At 53.5% G+C, this 20,824-nt stretch carries 20 protein-coding genes; 12 read left to right on the top strand and 8 right to left on the bottom strand.

The features are described 5' to 3' along the window. Positions 1-756 (top strand): outer membrane protein OmpK (locus KQJ18_RS12015; RefSeq protein WP_216422022.1); only part of this gene is annotated, 756 nt, incomplete at its 5' end. A 42-nt stretch (positions 757-798) separates the two neighbouring features. Here the strand turns inward: KQJ18_RS12015 and KQJ18_RS12010 are convergent. The 4 genes from KQJ18_RS12010 to dsbA form a co-directional block, all read right to left on the bottom strand. Beyond that, positions 799-1,485, bottom strand: coding sequence for a Crp/Fnr family transcriptional regulator (locus tag KQJ18_RS12010; protein ID WP_038639506.1), 687 nt, complete (start codon positions 1,483-1,485; stop codon positions 799-801). A gap of 107 nt (positions 1,486-1,592) precedes the next feature. Beyond that, positions 1,593-1,886: a chaperone modulator CbpM gene (gene cbpM, locus KQJ18_RS12005; protein ID WP_038639509.1), complete on the bottom strand. Its 294-nt coding sequence runs from the start codon at positions 1,884-1,886 to the stop codon at positions 1,593-1,595. Next, positions 1,886-2,806, bottom strand: coding sequence for a curved DNA-binding protein (cbpA, locus tag KQJ18_RS12000; RefSeq protein WP_085048559.1), 921 nt, complete (start codon positions 2,804-2,806; stop codon positions 1,886-1,888). Before cbpA ends, cbpM begins: the two co-directional genes overlap by 1 nt. Before the next feature lie 206 nt (positions 2,807-3,012). Then, a complete protein-coding gene (dsbA, locus tag KQJ18_RS11995; RefSeq protein ID WP_160955922.1) occupies positions 3,013-3,636 on the bottom strand; it encodes a thiol:disulfide interchange protein DsbA in 624 nt (207 codons plus the stop codon). 420 nt (positions 3,637-4,056) lie between these two features. Between dsbA and KQJ18_RS11990 the strand changes: the two genes are divergently transcribed. The 7 genes from KQJ18_RS11990 to agp all read left to right on the top strand — a co-directional run bounded on the left by KQJ18_RS11990 (position 4,057) and on the right by agp (position 10,460). Continuing rightward, on the top strand, positions 4,057-4,419 hold the full coding sequence (locus tag KQJ18_RS11990) for a hypothetical protein (protein ID WP_038639515.1): 363 nt from the start codon (positions 4,057-4,059) through the stop codon (positions 4,417-4,419). A gap of 48 nt (positions 4,420-4,467) precedes the next feature. Then, on the top strand, positions 4,468-6,348 hold the full coding sequence (locus tag KQJ18_RS11985) for a protein-disulfide reductase DsbD domain-containing protein (RefSeq protein WP_160955923.1): 1,881 nt from the start codon (positions 4,468-4,470) through the stop codon (positions 6,346-6,348). Beyond that, positions 6,345-6,968, top strand: coding sequence for a DsbA family protein (locus KQJ18_RS11980; RefSeq protein ID WP_216422020.1), 624 nt, complete (start codon positions 6,345-6,347; stop codon positions 6,966-6,968). The genes KQJ18_RS11985 and KQJ18_RS11980 overlap by 4 nt, the downstream gene beginning before the upstream one ends. Further along, the gene (locus KQJ18_RS11975) at positions 6,958-7,464 is read left to right on the top strand and encodes a protein disulfide oxidoreductase (protein WP_216422018.1); all 507 of its coding nucleotides are present in this window, start codon (positions 6,958-6,960) and stop codon (positions 7,462-7,464) included. Before KQJ18_RS11980 ends, KQJ18_RS11975 begins: the two co-directional genes overlap by 11 nt. A gap of 135 nt (positions 7,465-7,599) precedes the next feature. Then, entirely contained in the window at positions 7,600-8,355 is a 756-nt protein-coding gene (locus KQJ18_RS11970; protein ID WP_087857509.1) for a sulfite exporter TauE/SafE family protein, read from the top strand. Between the two features lie 68 nt (positions 8,356-8,423). Continuing rightward, positions 8,424-9,131: a winged helix-turn-helix domain-containing protein gene (locus KQJ18_RS11965; RefSeq protein ID WP_216422023.1), complete on the top strand. Its 708-nt coding sequence runs from the start codon at positions 8,424-8,426 to the stop codon at positions 9,129-9,131. A gap of 87 nt (positions 9,132-9,218) precedes the next feature. Then, entirely contained in the window at positions 9,219-10,460 is a 1,242-nt protein-coding gene (gene agp, locus KQJ18_RS11960; RefSeq protein WP_216422017.1) for a bifunctional glucose-1-phosphatase/inositol phosphatase, read from the top strand. Positions 10,461-10,498: 38 nt separating this feature from the next. Here the strand turns inward: agp and KQJ18_RS11955 are convergent, their stop codons facing one another. After that, positions 10,499-10,726 carry a YccJ family protein gene (locus tag KQJ18_RS11955; RefSeq protein ID WP_038639537.1) on the bottom strand — a complete coding sequence of 76 codons (228 nt, stop codon included), beginning with the start codon at positions 10,724-10,726 and terminating at the stop codon, positions 10,499-10,501. 20 nt (positions 10,727-10,746) lie between these two features. After that, positions 10,747-11,343, bottom strand: coding sequence for an NAD(P)H:quinone oxidoreductase (wrbA, locus tag KQJ18_RS11950; protein ID WP_003036019.1), 597 nt, complete (start codon positions 11,341-11,343; stop codon positions 10,747-10,749). A 386-nt stretch (positions 11,344-11,729) separates the two neighbouring features. Between wrbA and KQJ18_RS11945 the strand changes: the two genes are divergently transcribed. The 3 genes from KQJ18_RS11945 to rutR all read left to right on the top strand — a co-directional run bounded on the left by KQJ18_RS11945 (position 11,730) and on the right by rutR (position 13,677). After that, on the top strand, positions 11,730-11,903 hold the full coding sequence (locus tag KQJ18_RS11945) for a general stress protein (RefSeq protein ID WP_003036022.1): 174 nt from the start codon (positions 11,730-11,732) through the stop codon (positions 11,901-11,903). Between the two features lie 162 nt (positions 11,904-12,065). Continuing rightward, positions 12,066-12,980, top strand: a complete 915-nt coding sequence (locus KQJ18_RS11940) for a DMT family transporter (RefSeq protein WP_110498406.1) — start codon at positions 12,066-12,068, stop codon at positions 12,978-12,980. 58 nt (positions 12,981-13,038) lie between these two features. Beyond that, positions 13,039-13,677: an HTH-type transcriptional regulator RutR gene (rutR, locus tag KQJ18_RS11935; protein WP_038639547.1), complete on the top strand. Its 639-nt coding sequence runs from the start codon at positions 13,039-13,041 to the stop codon at positions 13,675-13,677. Here the strand turns inward: rutR and KQJ18_RS11930 are convergent. Next, complete coding sequence (locus KQJ18_RS11930) at positions 13,674-14,069, bottom strand: lysozyme inhibitor LprI family protein (RefSeq protein WP_216422016.1); 396 nt, start codon at positions 14,067-14,069, stop codon at positions 13,674-13,676. The two genes, rutR and KQJ18_RS11930, sit on opposite strands and share 4 nt — an antisense overlap. 58 nt (positions 14,070-14,127) lie before the next feature. Beyond that, positions 14,128-18,090 (bottom strand): trifunctional transcriptional regulator/proline dehydrogenase/L-glutamate gamma-semialdehyde dehydrogenase, encoded by a 3,963-nt coding sequence (gene putA / locus KQJ18_RS11925; protein WP_216422015.1) that lies wholly within the window; start codon positions 18,088-18,090, stop codon positions 14,128-14,130. 421 nt (positions 18,091-18,511) lie between these two features. Between putA and putP the strand changes: the two genes are divergently transcribed. Further along, positions 18,512-20,020 (top strand): sodium/proline symporter PutP, encoded by a 1,509-nt coding sequence (putP, locus tag KQJ18_RS11920; RefSeq protein WP_038639556.1) that lies wholly within the window; start codon positions 18,512-18,514, stop codon positions 20,018-20,020. The last annotated feature ends 804 nt before the right edge of the window (positions 20,021-20,824 follow it).

Raw genomic sequence — 20,824 nt, 5'->3', positions numbered from 1 at the left:
GCTGATTATACTGATGGCAATATTCGCAAAAATGATTTTAACTGGATGCAATTGAATTTAATGCAAAGTGTGGATGCGAAAGTACCGTATGGTATTCGTAATGACACCTATCTGGAACTGGAGTTCGGTGCACGTTCCGGGATTATCGACCTGTATGGTTATGTCGATTTTTTTGATATTTTAGACAGCAAGCAGGACGACCGTCACGGTGGCGATAACTTCTTCGCCAAGATTTCCCCGCGGTTTTCCCTGGATGCTATTTTTAATAAAGATTTATCCGTGGGGCCGTTTAACGAATTCTATATCGCGACGGTGAATAACATTGGCGATCGGGAATTGTTTGAACATTACGTTGGTTTAGGTACGGATGTTAAGGTTCCATGGTTTGGTATGATGGGAATGAACATCTATGCACACTACGTTCGTGAAAACTATGGCGCGGATAACGAAGGTAAGTGGGATGGTTACATGTTCTCGACCAACTGGTCGACGCCGTTCTATACCTTCGCCAACGGCAGTTATCTCAATTATCAGGGATACTTTGACTATCAGTTTGCCGCTAACAAGATAGCTAACCAGCCGCTATACAGTAATAACGCGATTGAATGGTATAACGGCATTTACTGGCATTCAGAGCACTACGCGGTAGGTTATGGATTGAAGTATTTCCGCAATATGGCATTGATGGAAAACCATGGTGGAGCAGGGCGCACCACCGGTCTTGGTCACTATTTCAATCTCACCTATAAGTTCTGATAGCGACCCGACGGCACACCAACACTCAGAATGGTTGGTGTGTCAGTCAATGATGTCGTTGCCGAGAAATTGGCGTAAACCTTCCAGATCCTTAATTTCCAGACCTTGTTTCGTGCGCGTTACCAGCCCGGCATCCGTCAACGCTTTTACCGCCCGTCGATATACCCTGTCGGTGGTGCCGAATCGCTCCGCTTCCTGATATTTTTTATGAAAACCATCCATCGGTTGCTTGTTCTGATGCTGGCGATACAGGTCGTACGCGACGTTGTGTACGATCGGGTAGAGCATCCGGTGCAGGAAAATTTCTAACATATCCTGATAGTCAACGGCCATCGCGCTGGCGAAAAATATCGCCAGTCTGGGGTGTTGGTTCAGCGCCTCTTCCAGGCGTTCACAGCTACACACCGCTACGGTCAGCGGCTCTTCGGCTACGATATCCAGTTGGCAGCGGTAACCGGTAAAAAACTCCATTTCTCCAAACAGTTGCTCATCACATTCCATTGCGCCCAGTTGAAAACGACGCCCATTCTCAGCGCTGTAGCGCAAAGAAATTCTGCCCGACTGCACCATAATCAGCCGATCAACAATTTGTCCCTGGCGATAGAGATATTCATCTTCCTGGATAATCTGGGTTTCAGAGAGCAACTCCAGGAATATTTTCTCGATTAAGGCATCATCCTGCTGCCAGATATTGTGAAAACGACCTTTGGTAAGGGGTTTTAGCTGCATGGCCTAACGTCTTATGGTTTGAGATATTTCTTGTTCTGACTGTATGCCATCTGTTGAGTAATGTCATTAAACGTGAGCAGGGCCAGCGCGATGCTGACCCCGACGCACTACGGATGGCTGATAAAGCGAGACAGGCGTTGGCGCAACACGCGGTTTTCCTGACGCAACTGCGCGTTCTCTTCTAACAATGTCAGCGCAACGGCGATTCCCGGCCAGTCAAGCTCCAGCTCCTGGCGCAGGCGCATTGCGCGTCGCATTACGGTCAGGGCATGATCGTCAAAGGTCTCGTCTTCATGGGGTTCAATCACCCCTAAGCCGACAATCTCATGCAGTTCCTCTTCTGATACACCGGTGTACAGACAAAATTCGGTAATGCTAAAGGTGACAGTGACGTTAGCCATTATGCTTTCCCCCACTCTTTGCGCGGATCAAAGGTCTTTTGTGCATCTGCCAGCTGTTGCCACAGGGTGGCTGTGTTGTCGTCAGGTTTCGGCGGCATCACGATTTTGATCACCGCGTACAAATCGCCGGTATGTTTTTTACTCACCAGACCTTTGCCTTTAATGCGTAACCGCTGCCCGGCCTGACTGCCCGCAGGGATGGTTAACAGGATGCTTTCTTTCAGCGTAGGTACGGTCACTTTCGCGCCCAAAGCAGCTTCCCACGGCGCTACGGGAACGACAACTTCCAGATCCTGATTGACGATATCAAACAGTGGGTGCGGTGCGATATGAATCACCAACCACAAATCACCATTCGGCCCTCCGTTTTCACCAGGGGTACCCTGGCCTTTCAAACGGATACGCTGACCGTTGCCCACGCCTGCCGGGATTTTCACGTTCAGTGTTTTGGGAATTTCTCGTTCAACCATGCCGAAGGCATTGTAAACCGGCAGGTTGTAACTGATAGTGCGGCTGTGCTCAGTGAGCGTTTCTTCAAGGAATACGGCAACTTCAATTTCAATATCGTGTCCGCGGCTGGCATGGCGCTGTCGCGTGTGGTGTGCATGCTGACCAAAAATGGAGGAGAAAATATCGTCGAAATCTTCGGCGCTGTAGTTTTGATTCTCTCCTTGCTGGAATTGACGGTTGAACTGAGGGTCGTTGCGGTGCTGCCACAACTGGTCGTACTCGGCGCGTCGCTGTTCATCACTCAGTACTTCCCAGGCTTCAGCGACCTCTTTGAACCGGGCCTCTGCGTCAGGCTCTTTGCTGACATCAGGATGGTATTTACGGGCGAGTCGACGATAGGCGGTCTTGATTGTCTTGAGATCGTCTGTCGGTTTCACGCCCATAATGGCGTAATAATCCTTTAATTCCATAGCGTTCTCTCGTGTAAATCAACACTTGCAGAAGGTGAACCCTGACAAAAGGTGTCACCGCTAAGTTTAGGGTAATCCTGATAACGGCGAATGCCAACCGGGAAGAAAGGATATCGGTATAAACGATGCTGGCGTCGCACCACCAACAGCGCGTTGCAAGGTGGTGGCGTCTGTTGTGTGGTGCGAATAGTCGGATTAGCGAAATATCAGGATTTGGTCATCAGGAAGCGGACCGTATCTGCATAGTTCTGTACGAAAGAATTAAGGTCATCTGATTTCAGTCCCTTCGGATTGATCATATATTTACCGTTAATAAAAATGGCAGGCACACCTTTTAAATCCACCGCTTTAGCCATTTCCTGTTGTTTGGCGGTGAGTGATTTCACGGCAAAGCTATTCCACGCGGCATCATAATCGCTGGCGCTAACGCCGGCGTTGATAAATACGTTACGAATATCGTCTGCTGTCTTAATCGTTTGTTTTTTCTGCACGGCATCAAAAAGCAATGGTTTCACTTTGTCCTCCACGTTCAGGAGAATGGCGACGGACCAGGCATGCGTCATGTCTTGCCCCAAAGGGCCTAAAAAATCGACGTGATACTCGGTGAGTTTGACATCAGCAGGCAGAACTTTTTTCACGTTATCAGTCACTTTAAACACTTCATCATATTGATAGCATGAAGGGCAGTAAAACGAGAAAAACTTCAGCGCCGCCGGTGCTGTAGTGACGGGTTTTTCCAGTGAAATAAATTCTTTGCCGTCGGTAAATGTTGCCGCCTGAGCGCTAACTGTGAAAAGTAATCCAATCAGGGGTAATAAATATTTTTTCATTTCCATATACTCTAAATAACATTTATTAAACATGTTGTTCTTGAAATGAACGGGTGTCCATTACGTTACGCTATAATACGATACTCACATTGAAAATGTGCTGAACCTTACTTTCATTTACGCATCAATACATGGCAGTACATTCGACGTGTCTTTTTTGTGCTGGTGTTAAATATTACCGGGTACCCTTTGTAAATGATGAATAATAACTGGTGTAACATTTTAAGGGGGTATTTAATCCGCAATGTTATATTGTAATAAGTAATGCTGAAAATATGATGAATAATCATTTCACATATAGCGTTTTTATTGCGCGAGGGCGTGTATGACCTTCAAATAACAGGACATAACTTTACAGCGCAAAGGTTGCTAAAACCTGGCGAGTGGTTAAGATAACCCGCATCAATCAGTGAGGGTAGAATGGCGAAACGTCAACGGCTGGGATGGTGGTTCCTCTGTCTGGCATGTGTTGTGGTGATGGTTTGCACCGCGCAACGCATGGCGGGCCTGCATGCGTTGCAGATGAACACCGTTGCCACCAGCGTTGTCACAAGCGAACAAGCGCAACCTGATGAGGCTGCCCCGGTTACCCCTTGTGAACTGAGCGCGAAGTCGTTACTGGCTGCGCCGCCGGTACTGTTTGAGGGCATTATTCTGGCGTTGTGTCTGCTGCTGTCGCTACTGGCGCCAGTGCGGGCGTTTCGTTTACCTTTTTTCCCACCGCGAGCCATCTCGCCGCCCACTCTCAGGGTACATCTCCGATTTTGCGTCTTCCGTGAATGACAGAACAGCCGTTGCTGACTGTTAGATAATTATTCACGGAGAAAAACTATGATGACTGTTTTCAGGCAGGCGCTGCTCTGTCTGTTATTACTCTGGCTGCCCGTATCCTGGGCGGCTGACCCCGGCTGGCTACGTTCACCCGATAACGATCACGCCAGCGTGCGATTACGCGCCGATACCTCAGCCGCCGGTGAAACCCGTCTGCTGCTGGATGTTAAACTGGAAGATGGCTGGAAAACCTACTGGCGTTCGCCGGGGGAGGGGGGCGTTGCGCCGTCTATCGCCTGGAAGGGCGAAATGCCGACGGTCGACTGGTTCTGGCCAACCCCTGCGCGTTTTGAGGTCGCCAATATCACCACCCAGGGGTATCACGATCGGGTGACGTTCCCGATGATGGTGCGCGGCAGATCGCCCGCCACGCTTAGCGGCGTGTTGACACTATCTACCTGTAGCAACGTTTGCCTGTTGACGGATTTTCCTTTTTCCGTGACGCCCACCGCCGAGGATCCGACTTTTGCGCATGACTACGCTCAGGCGATGGGGCAGATCCCGCTCGCCAGTGGCCTGACTGATTCTCTTCATGCCGGGGCGCGCGCTGGAGAACTGGTCGTTGAGGCGCAGCGCGCCGGAGGCTGGACTGCGCCTGGGCTGTATCTGGATACCGTAGATGATGCGGATTTTGGTATGCCGCAAATCCAGGTTGACGGGGAAACGCTACGCGCCACGGTACCTGTCCATGATGGCTGGGGGGAAGGCGCGCCGGATCTGCGCGGTAAGTCGGTCACGCTGGTTTTGGCTGATAATGGCGTGGCGCAGGAAAGCCGTCTTGCGATTGGCGAAGCGCCAGCCATCGATAACGCTTCGCTTCCGCTGTGGCAGGTGGCGCTAATGGCGTTACTGGGCGGGTTGATTCTCAACCTGATGCCCTGCGTGTTACCGGTGCTGGGTATGAAGCTGGGTTCGATTTTACTGGTTGAGGAAAAAAGCCGCCGCCAGATTCGCCGTCAATTCCTCGCATCGGTAGCCGGAATACTGGTCTCCTTTATGGCGCTGGCGCTATTGATGACGGTACTGCGGTTAACCAATCAGGCGCTTGGCTGGGGGATCCAGTTCCAGAATCCGTGGTTCATCGGTGTCATGGTACTGGTGATGCTGACGTTCAGCGCCAGCCTGTTCGGGTGGTTTGAATTCCGTCTGCCTTCAGCGATGACCACCACGCTGGCGACTCATGGCGGCAACGGCCTGGCGGGACATTTCTGGCAAGGCGCATTTGCGACCCTGCTCGCCACGCCATGCAGCGCCCCGTTTCTGGGCACGGCGGTGGCGGTGGCGCTGACGGCCTCATTGCCGACGCTGTGGGGACTGTTTATCGCGCTAGGTCTGGGGATGAGCCTGCCGTGGCTGCTGGTGGCCCTGCGTCCCGGTCTGGCGCTGCGCCTGCCGCGACCGGGGCGCTGGATGAATATCCTGCGGCGTCTGCTCGGCGTGATGATGCTGGGTTCGGCTATCTGGCTGGCGACATTGCTGCTCCCGCATTTAGGGCTGGCAGGGCAAAGTAGCGCTAAAGAGAGCGTGAACTGGCAGCCGCTTAGCGAGCAGGCGATTGAAGAGGCGCTGGCGCAACACAAGCGTGTGTTTATAGACGTCACGGCGGACTGGTGTATTACCTGTAAGGTAAATAAATACAACGTCTTGCATAAAGATGACGTCCAGGCCGCGCTGCAGCAGCCGGATGTTGTGGCGCTGCGCGGCGACTGGACGCTCCCTTCTGAAGCCATCACCGAATTTTTGAAAAAACGCGGCCAGGTTGCTGTGCCGTATAACCAAATTTATGGCCCCGGTCTGCCGGAAGGTCAGGCGTTGCCAACGTTGTTAACCCGCGATGCGGTACTGCAAATGTTGAATGATGCTAAAGGAGTCACCCCATGAAGATGATGATTGTTCTGTTGTTAAGCCTGTTTTCCGCCGTCAGCGTGGCGAAAGAGCCTGCGCCATTTACCCCGGAGCAGGAAAAACAAATCGAAGCGCTTATTCAGGAAGCCCTGTTTAACGATCCTAACAGTCCACGAATTGGTGCAAAGCAGGCGAAACTGACGCTGATAAACTTTACCGATTACAACTGTCCATACTGCAAACAGCTCGATCCGATGCTGGAGAAAATTGTGCAGAAATACCCTGACGTGGCGGTGGTCATTAAACCGCTGCCATTTAAAGGGAAAAGTTCGGAACTGGCGGCGCGGACCGTGCTGACCACCTGGCATCAGCATCCGCAACAGTTTCTGGCGCTGCATGAAAAGCTGATGCAGAAGAAGGGCTATCATACTGACGTGAGTATCAAGCAGGCCCAGGAAAAAGCGGGTGCCACTCCGGTGACGCTGGACGCGCAAAGCGCTGAAACCCTGAGTACGAATCTGCAACTGGCGCGACTGGTCGAGGTGCAAGGTACTCCTGCAACGATTATTGGCGATGAACTCATTCCGGGCGCAGTACCATGGGAAACGCTTGAGGACGTCGTAAAAGAAAAACTGGCGGCGGCCAATGGTCAGTAAGCTGCGCCGCTGGCTGCGTGAAGGGGTGATCTTACTGGCGTTGTTGGCCGGTGTGATGTTGCTGATGGATGCCTGGCGTGCCCCGCAGCTCCCTGCCTCTTTTGACAGCACACCTTTACAAACGCTGGATGGTGAAACCGTCACGCTGGCGGCGCTGAGTCAACACGAGCCAGTATTGCTCTATTTCTGGGCCAGCTGGTGCGGCGTGTGTCGCTTCACGACGCCGGAAGTCGCCAGGCTACGTTCGCAAGGGGAAAACGTGATGACCATTGCGCTACGCTCCGGCAATGAAGCCGAGATATCCCGCTGGCTGTCGCGAAAAGGCGTGGACTTTCCGGTTATCAATGATGCAAACGGGGCAATTTCCCGCAGTTGGGCAATCAGCGTCACGCCCACGCTGGTGGTAATGTCGCAAGGCCGGGTGGTGTCTACAACCAGCGGTTGGACCAGCTACTGGGGCATGAAGCTTCGGTTGTGGTGGGCGAAAACGTTCTAATATTCGTGCCGGGGAAACCCGGCATTTTTTATGCTGCCGCCGTTAAAACGGGAGGACATATTTCGTTGTCTGGCGAAGCAAGCAGGGTGATTGGTGTTCAGAATAGGTCACCTTCTCTTTGCAGGAAAGTGCAATATGACGAGTTCTGTAGCGTTTGGACCTTCTCTGGTAATGATGATTGCCGCCACATTTGTCCTCGCCGGCATGGTGAAAGGGGTCACCGGTATGGGGTTACCCACCGTGGCGATGGGGATCCTCGGATCGCTTATTTCGCCGGTTGCCGCGGCGGCAATGCTGCTCTTACCCTCGCTTATAAGTAATTTGTTCCAGTTTGGCGGCGGCGGTAATACACGCAGATTGCTCAAACGGCTGTGGCCAATGCTGTTGACGGTAGTGGTGGCGACCCTGCTTGCCAGCGCCTGGATTACCGGCGGCGACACGGCCCGTACCCAGTTTGCGCTCGGCGTAGCGCTGGTGGCTTACGCCATCTGGACGTTGGCGGGTAAGACGATCGCGGTGGCCGCGCACCGTGAAAAACCATACTCCCTTGTTGTTGGATTCGTTACCGGCTTGCTGACCGGCGGAACCGGCGTATTTGTGATGCCTGCGGTGCCCTGGATCCAATCCCTGGGTTTTGAGAAAGATGAACTGGTGCAGGCGCTGGGGATCTCTTTCACATTTTCAACGCTGGCGCTGGCGCTCGGACTGTGGTGGCATAATGCGCTGCCCGCACAGTCGCTGAGCTTATCGGCGTTGGCCATTGTGCCTGCGCTGATTGGTCAGTGGATGGGGACTCGTGTGCGACGGGTTATATCTCCGCTGGTGTTTAAACGCTGTTTTCTGTTGTGTTTGCTTGGACTGGGTGTGGAGATGATGGTGCGTGCGGCGTGACCCTTCGGTGACTTTCGCGCGTTTTCATGGCATCGTTAATTCAGATATTTAGCGCCAACGAGGTCACTATGGCATCCGTGATGTTAAAGGAAGAAGAGGGCGAGCTGGAGTCGCGCATGGCGCTCACTGCGGCAGTCATGGCCGATAAATCGCGCTCGCGTATGCTGTGTGCGCTGATGGATGGCCGCGCCTGGACCGCGACCGAACTTAGCGCCGTAGCGGATGTATCCGCTTCGACCGCCAGCGCGCATCTGGCGCGTTTGTGCGAACAACATTTTGTGGTGGCGCTCGCTCAGGGAAGGCATCGTTATTTTCGCCTCGCAAGCGCGGAGATTGCTGAACTGCTGGAACGACTGATGGGGGTGGCGTGGGCGACATCTACCCCTCGAAAAATCACCACGCCCCTAAGTTTGCGGCATGCCCGCACCTGCTACGACCATCTCGCCGGAGAAGTGGCGGTGAGACTGTTTGATACGTTCGTTTCCCGTCAGTGGTTAACGCCGGATGGTGAAACGCTAACTGAACTCGGGCAGGAAAAACTGACGGAAATGGGGATCGTCCTCTTTACCGGCTCGTCACGGCGGAAATTAACCTGCGGTTGTCTGGACTGGAGTGAGCGACGTTACCATCCTGGCGGCGTGCTTGGCGCAACGCTACTACGTTGGTTTACCGAACAAAAGTGGATTAAAACGCAGACCGGTAGTCGCCATGTCACCTTTACCCCACCAGGGATCCGTAAACTCAATAGCGAGTTCGGTATTAAAACAACACGGTAGATGCCCTGTTTTGCGAAAGCGTTCCCGGAAAAATGTCCTGTTTCTGTCACACTCTGTTGTGATTGATAACAACAAGAGGTCGTAGGGATGAATAAATCGTTAATCGCCGCAGCCGTGGCAGGGGCTGTATTAGTGTCAGGCGCCGCGTACGCGCAGACCGCGCCGGAAGGCTACCAGCTTCAGCAAGTATTGATGATGAGTCGGCATAACTTACGTGCACCTTTAGCCAATAACGGCAGCGTTCTTGAGCAGTCCACGCCTAAACAATGGCCGGAATGGGATGTTCCTGGCGGGCAACTCACCACCAAAGGCGGCGTGCTGGAAGTCTATATGGGTCACTACATGCGTGAGTGGCTGGCAGGGCAAGGGATGGTAAAAACGGGCGAATGTCCGGCTCCGGACACGGTCTATACCTATGCGAATAGCCTACAGCGTACGGTTGCTACGGCACAGTTCTTTGTCACCGGCGCATTCCCGGGGTGCGATGTTCCAGTTCATCATCAGGAAAAAATGGGCACTATGGATCCCACCTTTAACCCGGTGATCACCGATGATTCTGCCGCCTTCAGCCAGCAGGCTGTCCAGGCGATGGAAAAAGAGCGCAGCAAAATGCAGCTCAGCGACAGCTATCAATTGCTTGAGCAAATGACAGACTACAAAGACTCGCCATCCTGCAAAGAAAAACAGCAGTGTTCCCTGACCGACGCCAAAGATACGTTCAGCGCCAAATACCAGCAGGAGCCGGGGGTGTCAGGACCATTAAAGGTGGGGAACTCGCTGGTCGATGCTTTCACGCTGCAATATTACGAAGGATTCCCGATGGACCAGGTCGCCTGGGGGGAAATTAAGTCCGATCAACAGTGGAAGGTGCTGTCGAAGCTGAAAAATGGCTATCAGGACAGCCTGTTCACCTCGCCGGAAGTGGCGCAGAACGTCGCCAAACCGCTGGTGAAATATATTGATAATGCGCTGGTCACCGAACGCATGAAAGCACCGAAAATAACCGTGCTGGTGGGGCATGACTCAAACATTGCTTCGCTGCTCACCGCGCTGGATTTCAAACCGTACCAGCTTCACGATCAGAACGAGCGTACGCCGATCGGCGGGAAGATTGTCTTCCAGCGCTGGCATGACAGCAAGGCGAATCGTGATCTGATGAAAATCGAATATGTCTATCAAAGCTCGCAGCAGTTGCGTAATGCGGATGTTCTGACGCTGAAATCCCCGGCGCAGCGCGTGACGCTGGAGCTGAAAGGGTGTCCGGTAGATGCGAACGGCTTTTGCCCAATCGATAAGTTCGATAGCGTGTTGAATGAGGCGGCGAAGTAAAAGAAAAACTCCCCCGTGCGAGCGGGGGAGTCAGAGCGCTAGACGTTTTTGCGTTCGATAGTCTGTTCACCCCAAAAGAGCGAATCTTTGTCTGTTTTCTCAAAGGCTTTGATGAGCACCTCATCGCTACCTTCTTCCCAAATTTTTTCCGCCAGTTTCTCGTCATAATGCGCGACTTCAAAAATGGCTTCGGCTATTTCCGGCGATGTATTGCGCAGACTTGCCCATTCACCGACGTGATGGGCTTTCGCTTCTTGAGTTGGCATTCGAATCCTCCTGTTGAAGATTAGCCGTTGAGTTTTACTGCCAGACCTGCGACATATTCACCCTGATAGCGGGCGATAGACAACTCTTCCTGACTTGGCTGACGGGATCCATCGCCTCCGGCGATAGTGGTTGCGCCGTAAGGCGTACCGCCGCGAACCTGTGAGACATCAAACAGCTCTTGCGCTGCGTAGCCGATCGGCACAATCACCATCCCATGATGGGCAAGCGTCGTCCAGGTTGAGGTAATGGTTTGTTCCTGACCGCCGCCGGTCCCCGTTGAGCTGAATACGCTGGCGAGTTTGCCGTACAGCGCGCCGGAAGCCCACAGCCCGCCAGTCTGGTCAAGGAAAGTACGCATCTGGCCGGACATATTGCCAAAGCGTGTGGGGGTACCAAAAATGATGGCGTCGTAATCAGCCAGTTCTTGCGGGGTGGCGACTGGTGCATTTTGTGTTTTACCGCCCGCCTTGAGGAAAATCTCAGGCTGCATGGTTTCCGGTACACGCTTAATGATGACTTCCGCGCCGTCTACCTTATTCGCGCCTTCTGCAACTGCATGGGCCATAGTTTCAATGTGTCCGTACATGGAATAATAAAGCACCAGAACTTTTGCCATTTTACACTACTCCTCGAGTTAACCGTGTCCGTAGCGATTCGCTACCTACCTATAAAGATATGACGTACTGTCAGGAGTGCAAATTTCACAAACACTTCTTTGATTTATAACAATTTTTATAACATCCTCTTTTGTTGCAAAATGATACATATTTAACCGTGCGAAATTTGGTAGTCATAAGAAAGGCTTATTGATTTCTTCTTGTTATTATTTTGATCATGCAGCGGATCCTGTTGCAGGATATTACAGTTTGCTGGTCAACAGGCCGGTCTTCGCTAAGCTTAATTCCACGCAGTGAAAACAAGGGCCTCGCCCAGACGCTGCGTTGAGGTATCACTCCTCAGTACCTATGCAATATGATGTCTAATCAATGACGGAGGTCAGTAATGGCAAACCATCGAGGCGGTTCCGGTAACTTTGCGGAAGACCGCGAAAGAGCATCAGAAGCAGGTCGAAAAGGTGGCCAGCACAGCGGGGGCAACTTCAAGAATGACCCGCAACGCGCTTCAGAAGCAGGCAAGAAAGGGGGCAAAAATAGCCACGGCAACAATAAATCGTAATTATTGCATTGCCTGTTAGTTATGTCGTGACGGTCTCGTGTTTCATCTTAGCCGTCACGAAGCCACCGCCGCCGGGATCATCCGGCGGTTTTTTTTGTCAGCAAGGTTGAACTGTAACAAAACGCAACGCAGACTAATGACATTCTGTTAATCGGGTGTCTCATGTCTTTACTTTCTCGTTATTCCTTTTCGGTTAAACCTCAGGAGGCGATCCTCATTGTGATCACCATGTTCTGGGGTGGAACGTTTTTGGCGGTGCAATATGCCGTTACTCTGAGCGGGCCCTTTTTCTTTGTCGGTGTGCGTTTTGCTACTGCCGCGCTGGCCGTTGCGCTTCTGTCGTGGCGAACGCTGCATAAGCTGACCTGGCTGGAGTTTAAAGCTGGCGTGGCGATCGGCATTGCGATAGCGCTGGGCTATAGCCTGCAAACCTGGGGCTTGCAGTTTATTCCCAGCAGTAAATCGGCGTTTATTACCGCGATGTACGTACCGCTGGTGCCGCTGTTGCAATGGCTGTGCCTGGGGCGTATGCCTGGCCTGATGCCGTGTGTCGGGATTGTACTGGCCTTTATCGGGTTGATTTTTCTTGCCGGACCGGGGGGAAATTTACTGGCGCTGGGTGAAGGTGAGTGGATCACGCTCGCGGGCGCGGTGGCGATTGCGGCAGAAATTATTCTGATTAGCGCGTGGGCGGGAAAAGTAGATGTGCGTCGGGTAACGGTGGTGCAACTGGCAACCGCTTCTGTGGCGGCGTTTATTGCCATGGCCCCGGCAGGAGAGGCTGTACCGCCGATGTCGACAGGATTGCTGGTGGTCGCGCTGGGATTAGGAATATTTAGCGCGATTATTCAGGTCACCATGAACTGGGCGCAGCGCAGCGTTTCGCCGACGCGGGCGACGGTCATCTACACCGGCGAGCCGGTGTGGGCGGGGATCTTTGGTCGTCTGGCGGGTGAACGCCTACCGCTACTGGCTTTGTTAGGCGCGGCATTCATTATTGTTGGCGTGCTGGTCAGCGAACTGAAGTTCAAGAAGAAAAAAGCGCAGCCGCAGGCGGCGCCTCCTGAATCGCTTTAATTTAACCATTCACCGTGTGATTTGGTATGCTGACGCCCTCACAAGAAGGAGAGGGCGCATGGTCCAACGCGCAGAGAAAAAAAACGGTAAACGATCGCAGGCCGTCAGTGCAAAACGTCAGGCTATTTTAACCGCGGCATTAAATATCTTTTCCCAATATGGGATCCATGGTACGCGTCTGGAACAGGTAGCAGAGCAGGCGGGGGTGTCAAAAACGAATCTGCTCTATTACTACCCGTCAAAAGAGGTGCTCTATATTGCCGTTTTACGGCAAATCCTCGACATCTGGCTGGCACCGCTAAAGGCGTTTCGCGAAGACTTTGCGCCGCTGGTGGCCATTAAAGAATATATTCGTCTGAAGCTGGAAGTGTCGCGCGATTACCCGCAGGCGTCCCGGTTATTCTGCATGGAGATGCTGGCGGGCGCGCCATTGTTGATGGCTGAATTAACGGGCGATCTTAAAACGCTGATTGATGAGAAATCGGCGTTGATTGCCGGATGGGTCAGCAGTGGGAAACTGGCTCCTGTCGATCCGCACCATCTGATTTTCATGATTTGGGCTTCAACACAGCATTATGCAGACTTTGCCCCACAGGTAGAGGCGGTAACGGGCGCAACGCTGCGTGATGAAGCCTTTTTTAACCAGACCGTTGAGAGCGTACAGCGGATGATTATCGAAGGGATCCGCGTGCGTTAGCTGGCAGGCGGTAGCGGACAGCTTAAATCGCCTTCTTCACACTGTAAAAGCGAGGCGAGAAACGCTTCGCGCTCGTTGGTCTTATCCGTTAAACACTGGCTGGAAATCATCGCCTGGGCGCTTCCGCCTTCGGTACCGGAACTGATTAACGCACAGTCTGCATCGCGCAGGGTTATCCACGAAGTTTGCGCTTTTTTCAGTAAATCGCGCTGGGGCGGGGCGGCGCGCTTGAGCGCATTCTGATACGTTTCATTAAGTTTGGCGTCGGCCGCTTTAAACTGCTCTGCCGCACAGGTGTTCATTTCAGCTTGATTATTCGCGTTGACGCAGTCATCTGCCAGCGCCTGGCCGCTCAGCAGCAGCGCTGCACATGTCAGTAAAATTCGTTTCATGTTTCCCTCTGACTTTATAAAAAAGGCCCCGTTACCGGAGCCTTAATTAACCACAACCTTAGCCGATTGTCATCAGGCTGGCGTTGCCTCCGGCGGCGGCGGTATTGACGCTCAGGGAGCGTTCAATATACAGCCTTTCAAGCAGGATATTGCTTTCGCCGCGGGCAAAGCCCTGAACCGACACAATCGCTCCTTCACGGGCCGCCACCGCTTCACACAGCGCGCGAAGCTGATCGGAATCGCCATGGAAAATCACGGCATCAAACGGCTGTGTGGCGATGTTGTCAGCTTTGGCAAACTGAATCCGCTCGGAGACTGCAACTGGCAGACGTTTTGCCAGTTCACGATGGAACGCATCATCCGGCCACAGGATCAAGCTTCCCACCGAAGTCACAGCGGCAACCTGCACCAGCGCATCCTGCTCGTCATCAGCGATACACAGTACGCGCTCGCGCGGTAACAGCGTCCAGGTATTGCGTTCGCCGGTTGGTCCTGGCAGCAGACGTTGTGTTCCGGCCTGCGCCAGTTCACCAAACTGCTGGCAAAGCGCACGCAGCGACGGACGATCGGCGGCCCATTCGGTGAGTGCTTCCAGCGGTTGAACAAGAGCCGCTTTGAGCTGCGCATCGACAGGATAGTCTGCATCCTGACGGGCAAGCGTAATGCCCAGCGCATTCTCCGGGCGGTTAGCCAGCAGGCGGTACAGGTACAGCGGTCCACCTGCTTTTGGTCCGGTTCCTGACAAGCCTTCGCCACCGAATGGCTGCACCCCGACGACGGCGCCAACCATATTACGGTTAACGTACAGGTTCCCCACATGTGCAGATCCCGTGACCTGAGCGATGGTTTCATCGATACGGGTGTGGACGCCAAGCGTCAGGCCGTAGCCGGAGGCATTAATTTGTTCAATCAGGCTGCCCAGATTGTTACGGGTGTAACGCATGACGTGCAGTACCGGACCGAACACCTCTTTTTGTAATTCATCGAAGCTTTCCAGCTCGATAAGCGTCGGAGCGATAAAGGTACCGGTTTGCCATTCCCGCGCATCGTCACTGTTCTCACGCACGGCCTGGAATACCGGACGTCCTTTGGCGCGCATGGCCTGAATATGGCGCTCAATATTGGCTTTGGCTTCTTCATCGATAACCGGCCCAATATCGGTAGTCAGGCGACCCGGATTACCCATGCGGCATTCCGCCATCGCCCCGCGCAGCATTTTCAGCGTGTGGTCGGCAATATCATCCTGCAGACACAGCACGCGCAGCGCGGAGCAGCGTTGTCCGGCACTGTCAAAAGCAGAAGCCAACACGTCGACCACCACCTGTTCCGTCAGCGCTGAGGAGTCGACGATCATCGCGTTCATGCCACCGGTTTCGGCGATAAGTGGGATTGGACGGCCCTGAGCATCAAGGCGGGTCGCGATATTGCGTTGCAACAGCGTGGCGACTTCCGTCGAGCCGGTAAACATCACGCCGCGTACGCGCTCATCGGAAGTGAGCTGCGCCCCGACGGTTTCGCCCTGGCCTGGCAACAGTTGTACCACGCCTGGCGGTACGCCCGCTTCGAGTAAAATAGCGATACCCTGGGCGGCAATCAGCGGGGTTTGTTCCGCTGGTTTTGCCAGTACGCTGTTGCCTGCGGCCAGCGCGGCGGCAATCTGTCCGCTGAAAATGGCCAGCGGGAAGTTCCACGGGCTGATACAAACTACCGGGCCTAACGGACGATGGGTTTCATTATCGAAGTCATCGCGTACCTGGCCTGCATAATAGTGCAAGAAGTCTACCGCTTCGCGCACTTCTGCAATCGCGTTGCTGAAGGTTTTACCCGCTTCGCGTACCAGAATGCCAATTAATTGCTGCATCTGGCCTTCCATCAGAACGGCAGCGCGATGCAAAATAGCGGCGCGCTCTTGTGGCGGCGTCGCAAACCAAATTGGCGCATTATTAACGGCGTTTTGTAATGCCTGTTCCACTTCGCTGTGAGTCGCTTCACGCACGTAGCCGACAATGTCTTTTGGCTCGGCCGGGTTAACGACCGGCGTCATTTCACCGTCAGCAACCGGCTGCTCGAGAATCGGTTTGGCATGCCATTTTTGCAGCGCGCTATTGAGCAGGGCAGAGGACAGCGAGGCCAGACGATGTTCGTTAGCCAAATCCAGTCCGCCTGAGTTTTCCCGGCCTTTACCGTACAGGTCGCGCGGCAGGGGAATCTTCGGATGCGGTAAACCTGTCTGGCCTTCCTGTTGCGCCAGTTTTTCCACAGCTTCGACCGGATCGGCAACCAGTTCGTCCAGCGGCAAGGTGGTGTCAGCAATGCGGTTGACAAACGAGGTGTTGGCGCCGTTTTCCAGCAGACGACGCACCAGGTACGCCAGCAGGGTTTCGTGTGTACCTACCGGTGCATAAATACGGCATGGACGGTTCAGTTTGCCATCCGCGACTTTGCCCGTAACCTGCTCGTACAGGGGTTCGCCCATACCGTGCAGGCACTGGAACTCATACTGACCAGGATAATAGTTTTGCCCCGCTAACTGATAAATCGCCGCCAGCGTGTGGGCGTTATGGGTGGCGAACTGCGGGTAGATCAGATTCGGTACGGCCAGCAGTTTTTTCGCACAGGCCAGATAGGAAACGTCGGTATACACCTTACGGGTATAAACCGGATAGCCTTCCAGACCGTCCATTTGCGCACGTTTGATTTCGCTATCCCAGTATGCGCCTTTAACCAGACGGATCATCAGGCGGCGGCGACTGCGGGTAGCGAGATCGATCAGATAGTCGATAACAAATGGGCAGCGCTTCTGGTAGGCCTGGATAACAAAGCCGATACCGTTCCAGCCCGCCAGTTCGGGTTCGAAGCACAGTTTTTCCAGCAGATCGAGGGAGATCTCCAGTCGGTCAGCCTCTTCGGCGTCGATATTAATACCGATGTCGTACTGACGGGCCAGCAGTGTCAACGATTTCAGGCGCGGATAGAGTTCATCCATCACGCGGTCATATTGCGCGCGGCTATAGCGCGGGTGCAGCGCCGACAGCTTAATAGAGATACCGGGCCCTTCATAAATGCCGCGTCCATTAGACGCTTTACCAATGGCGTGGATCGCCTGCTGGTAAGAAACCAGATAAGCCTGAGCATCAGCGGCGGTTAGCGCCGCTTCGCCCAGCATGTCGTAGGAGTAGCGGAAACCTTTTTCTTCCAGTTTACGTGCGTTAGCCAGCGCTTCGGCGATGGTTTCTCCGGTGACGAACTGTTCGCCCATCAGGCGCATCGCCATGTCGACGCCTTTACGCACTAAAGGTTCGCCGCTCTTGCCGATAATACGGTTGAGCGAGCGGGAGAGGCTGGCTTCGTTATGCGTAGAAACCAGACGACCGGTAAACAACAGTCCCCAGGTCGCCGCGTTAACGAACAGAGACGGGCTACGCCCAATGTGCGACTGCCAGTTACCGTTGCTGATTTTGTCGCGGATCAACGCATCGCGGGTTGCCTTATCGGGAATACGCAGCAGGGCTTCGGCCAGACACATCAGCGCCACGCCTTCCTGCGAAGAAAGGGAGAACTCCTGCAATAAACCTTGTACCATTCCGGCGCGACCGCTGGCGGTCTTCTGGTTACGCAGTTTGTCGGCCAGATCGTACGCCAGCTTATGCGCCTGCTCGGCGATGGGTTGCGGCAGACGTGCCTGCTCCATCAGCATCGGCACGGCGTCGGTTTCGGCGCGGCGGTACGCGGCGGTGATTGCCGCACGGGAAACGGACTGCGGCAGAATTTGTTCGGCAAATTCCAGGAAAGGCTGATGCGTTTCATTCTGCGGCGTGGTTGACTCCTCGCCCTCATTCGCCGCGCCTGCCAGCAGTGCCGGCAGTTCAGGAAGCGCATCGTCATTTTCCAGTCTTTCGAGATAATTAAAGATGGCTTGTTTAATCAGCCAATGCGGTGTGCGATCGATTCGTGATGCGGCTGTTTTAATACGCTCGCGAGTGGCGTCATCCAGCTTAACCCCCATCGTGGTGGTTCCCATGCCGTTTACTCCTGTTGTACTGAAATACGGGTCTGATAGTTACCGAGAAATATCCACTATGTTGCAACTTTGTGCAACCGTGTTAAATGTGACGTGGTTTGCAAGCTTGAAAATGAATGAAATGTTAATAAAGTTGGTGTTCGTGGCAGGGCGAATAAAAATTACGGAATCTTTTTCTCTGCGGTAGTTAACACTTTTCAAAGGTGCAACCAAGAAAAGTGTGAGAGAGTGCAACCTACAGAAAAATGCTATCTACTCTGGATCAATTTTGATGTAAATGGTGTGTTAAATCGATTGTGAATGACCATCGCTTCCGGCAGGATACGGTCGCCTGGTAAACATAGATATCTTTGCCACGTTCCGGCAGGGTAATAAAACGGCAAGCCACGGCATTGCTGATACATAATTTTGGAGAGTTTTGATGGCTATTAGCACACCGATGTTAGTGACATTCTGTGTCTATATTTTCGGCATGATATTGATAGGGTTTATTGCATGGCGTTCAACCAAAAACTTTGACGATTACATTCTTGGTGGACGCAGTTTGGGTCCATTCGTGACCGCGTTATCCGCTGGCGCATCCGATATGAGTGGCTGGTTGCTGATGGGGCTGCCAGGCGCAATTTTCCTGTCGGGGATTTCAGAAAGCTGGATCGCCATTGGCCTTATTTTGGGCGCATGGATCAACTGGAAGCTAGTGGCCGGACGTTTACGCGTACACACCGAATACAATAACAATGCGCTGACGTTACCGGATTACTTTACCGGTCGCTTTGAAGATAAAAGCCGCATTCTGCGGATTATCTCCGCGCTGGTTATTCTGCTGTTTTTCACCATCTATTGTGCTTCAGGGATTGTGGCAGGGGCGCGTCTGTTTGAAAGCACCTTTGGCATGAGCTACGAAACAGCACTGTGGGCGGGGGCGGCTGCGACGATCATTTATACCTTTATCGGTGGTTTTCTGGCGGTAAGCTGGACTGATACCGTTCAGGCCAGCCTGATGATCTTTGCTCTGATCCTGACGCCGGTCATGGTCATTATCGGCGTGGGTGGATTCGATGATTCGCTGGAAGTGATTAAACAAAAGAGCATTGAGAACGTAGACATGTTCAAAGGGCTGAATTTTGTTGCCATCATTTCTCTGATGGGCTGGGGCCTGGGCTACTTTGGCCAGCCGCATATTCTGGCGCGCTTTATGGCGGCAGATTCTCACCATAGTATTGTGCATGCACGTCGTATTAGCATGACCTGGATGATCCTGTGTCTGGGCGGCGCAGTTGCCGTTGGTTTCTTCGGTATCGCTTACTTTAATAACAACCCGTCGCTGGCAGGTGCCGTTAACCAGAACGCTGAGCGTGTGTTTATTGAACTGGCGCAAATCCTGTTCAACCCGTGGATTGCCGGTATTCTGCTGTCTGCGATCCTCGCGGCGGTGATGTCGACCCTGAGCTGCCAGTTGCTGGTGTGTTCCAGCGCAATCACCGAAGATTTGTACAAAGCGTTCCTGCGTAAAAATGCCAGCCAGAAAGAGCTGGTGTGGATTGGTCGTATCATGGTGCTGGTTGTGGCCCTGGTGTCCATCGCACTGGCGGCCAACCCGGAGAACCGTGTACTGGGTCTGGTAAGCTACGCCTGGGCAGGCTTTGGCGCGGCGTTTGGTCCGGTGGTTCTGTTCTCGGTAATGTGGTCGCGCATGACCCGCAACGGCGCGCTGGCAGGGATGATCATCGGCGCGGTGACGGTAATCGTCTGGAAGCAGTTTGCCTGGCTGGGTCTGTATGAAATCATCCCTGGCTTTATTTTCGGCAGCATCGGTATTGTCGTCTTTAGTCTGTTGGGTAAAGCGCCATCAACCGCAATGCAGCAACGTTTTGCCGAGGCTGACGCGCATTATCACTCCGCGCCGCCGTCTCGTTTACAGGCAGAATAATCTACCTTTGTCCTCAGGCCCGCCGCGTGCGCAATACCGTTCGGTTAAGCATGTATGGAGAACGTTTTACCCTGAATTAGTTTCCGTTCACCTTATGTGCATTGCTTCTCTGATATCGCTATACCTGTGAACGTGCAAGGGAGGCTCACCACCGCCTCCCTTGCATCCCAGGCTTCCGGCGGGAAAATCGTCGCTGCGCGAGCTATTCGTCTTATGCCGTCTGCCTGTCGGGTCGGGGCCGAGCCTGCGTCCCTGCAGGCCGTCCCCTCTGCCCGCATCCCTGCGGGCAGACCCGGTCAGCCGTCAACGCCTCATCGATTTTCAGCCGGACCGGGGTCATCGCTTCAACGCTCTGACTTCCAGCTAAATCTTTTTTGCTGTTCAAATATATTCAAATAAAAGTGCAGGAGGTCAGGTGTGGGCAGGTCCGTCTGAAAATTGCCGACGTGTTTCCGTAAGGCCGGGAGAGCCAGCATGGATGCTGGCTCAGGGCGCGCTTTGCAGGGACGCTACCTCGCGCCCGGCCCGGTCGCCTGGAGGAATAAACGGAGGGGACCGCGGAGCGGCAATTTTCCCGCCGGGAGCCGGGATTGTAAAGGGCGTGGCGGAGAACGCCCTTTACACGTTCACAGGAATCGGTGTTTCAGAGAAACGATGTACATGAGGTGAACGGAATCCTTTCTCTGAAATAGCATGTTCATTACCTTCGCGAATACAGGTTGATGCTTTCTGATATAGAGGCGTTAACTTAATGACATTGACGCATGTGGGGGGCTTTTATTACCTACGCTGCAAGCTCGCTAT

Origin of the sequence: Citrobacter sp. S55_ASV_140 (assembly GCF_018919505.1) — a bacterium.
GTDB lineage: Bacteria > Pseudomonadota > Gammaproteobacteria > Enterobacterales > Enterobacteriaceae > Citrobacter > Citrobacter werkmanii.
Note: the sequence above shows the minus strand (reverse complement) of the source record. Positions and strands in the feature narration are given on the sequence as shown.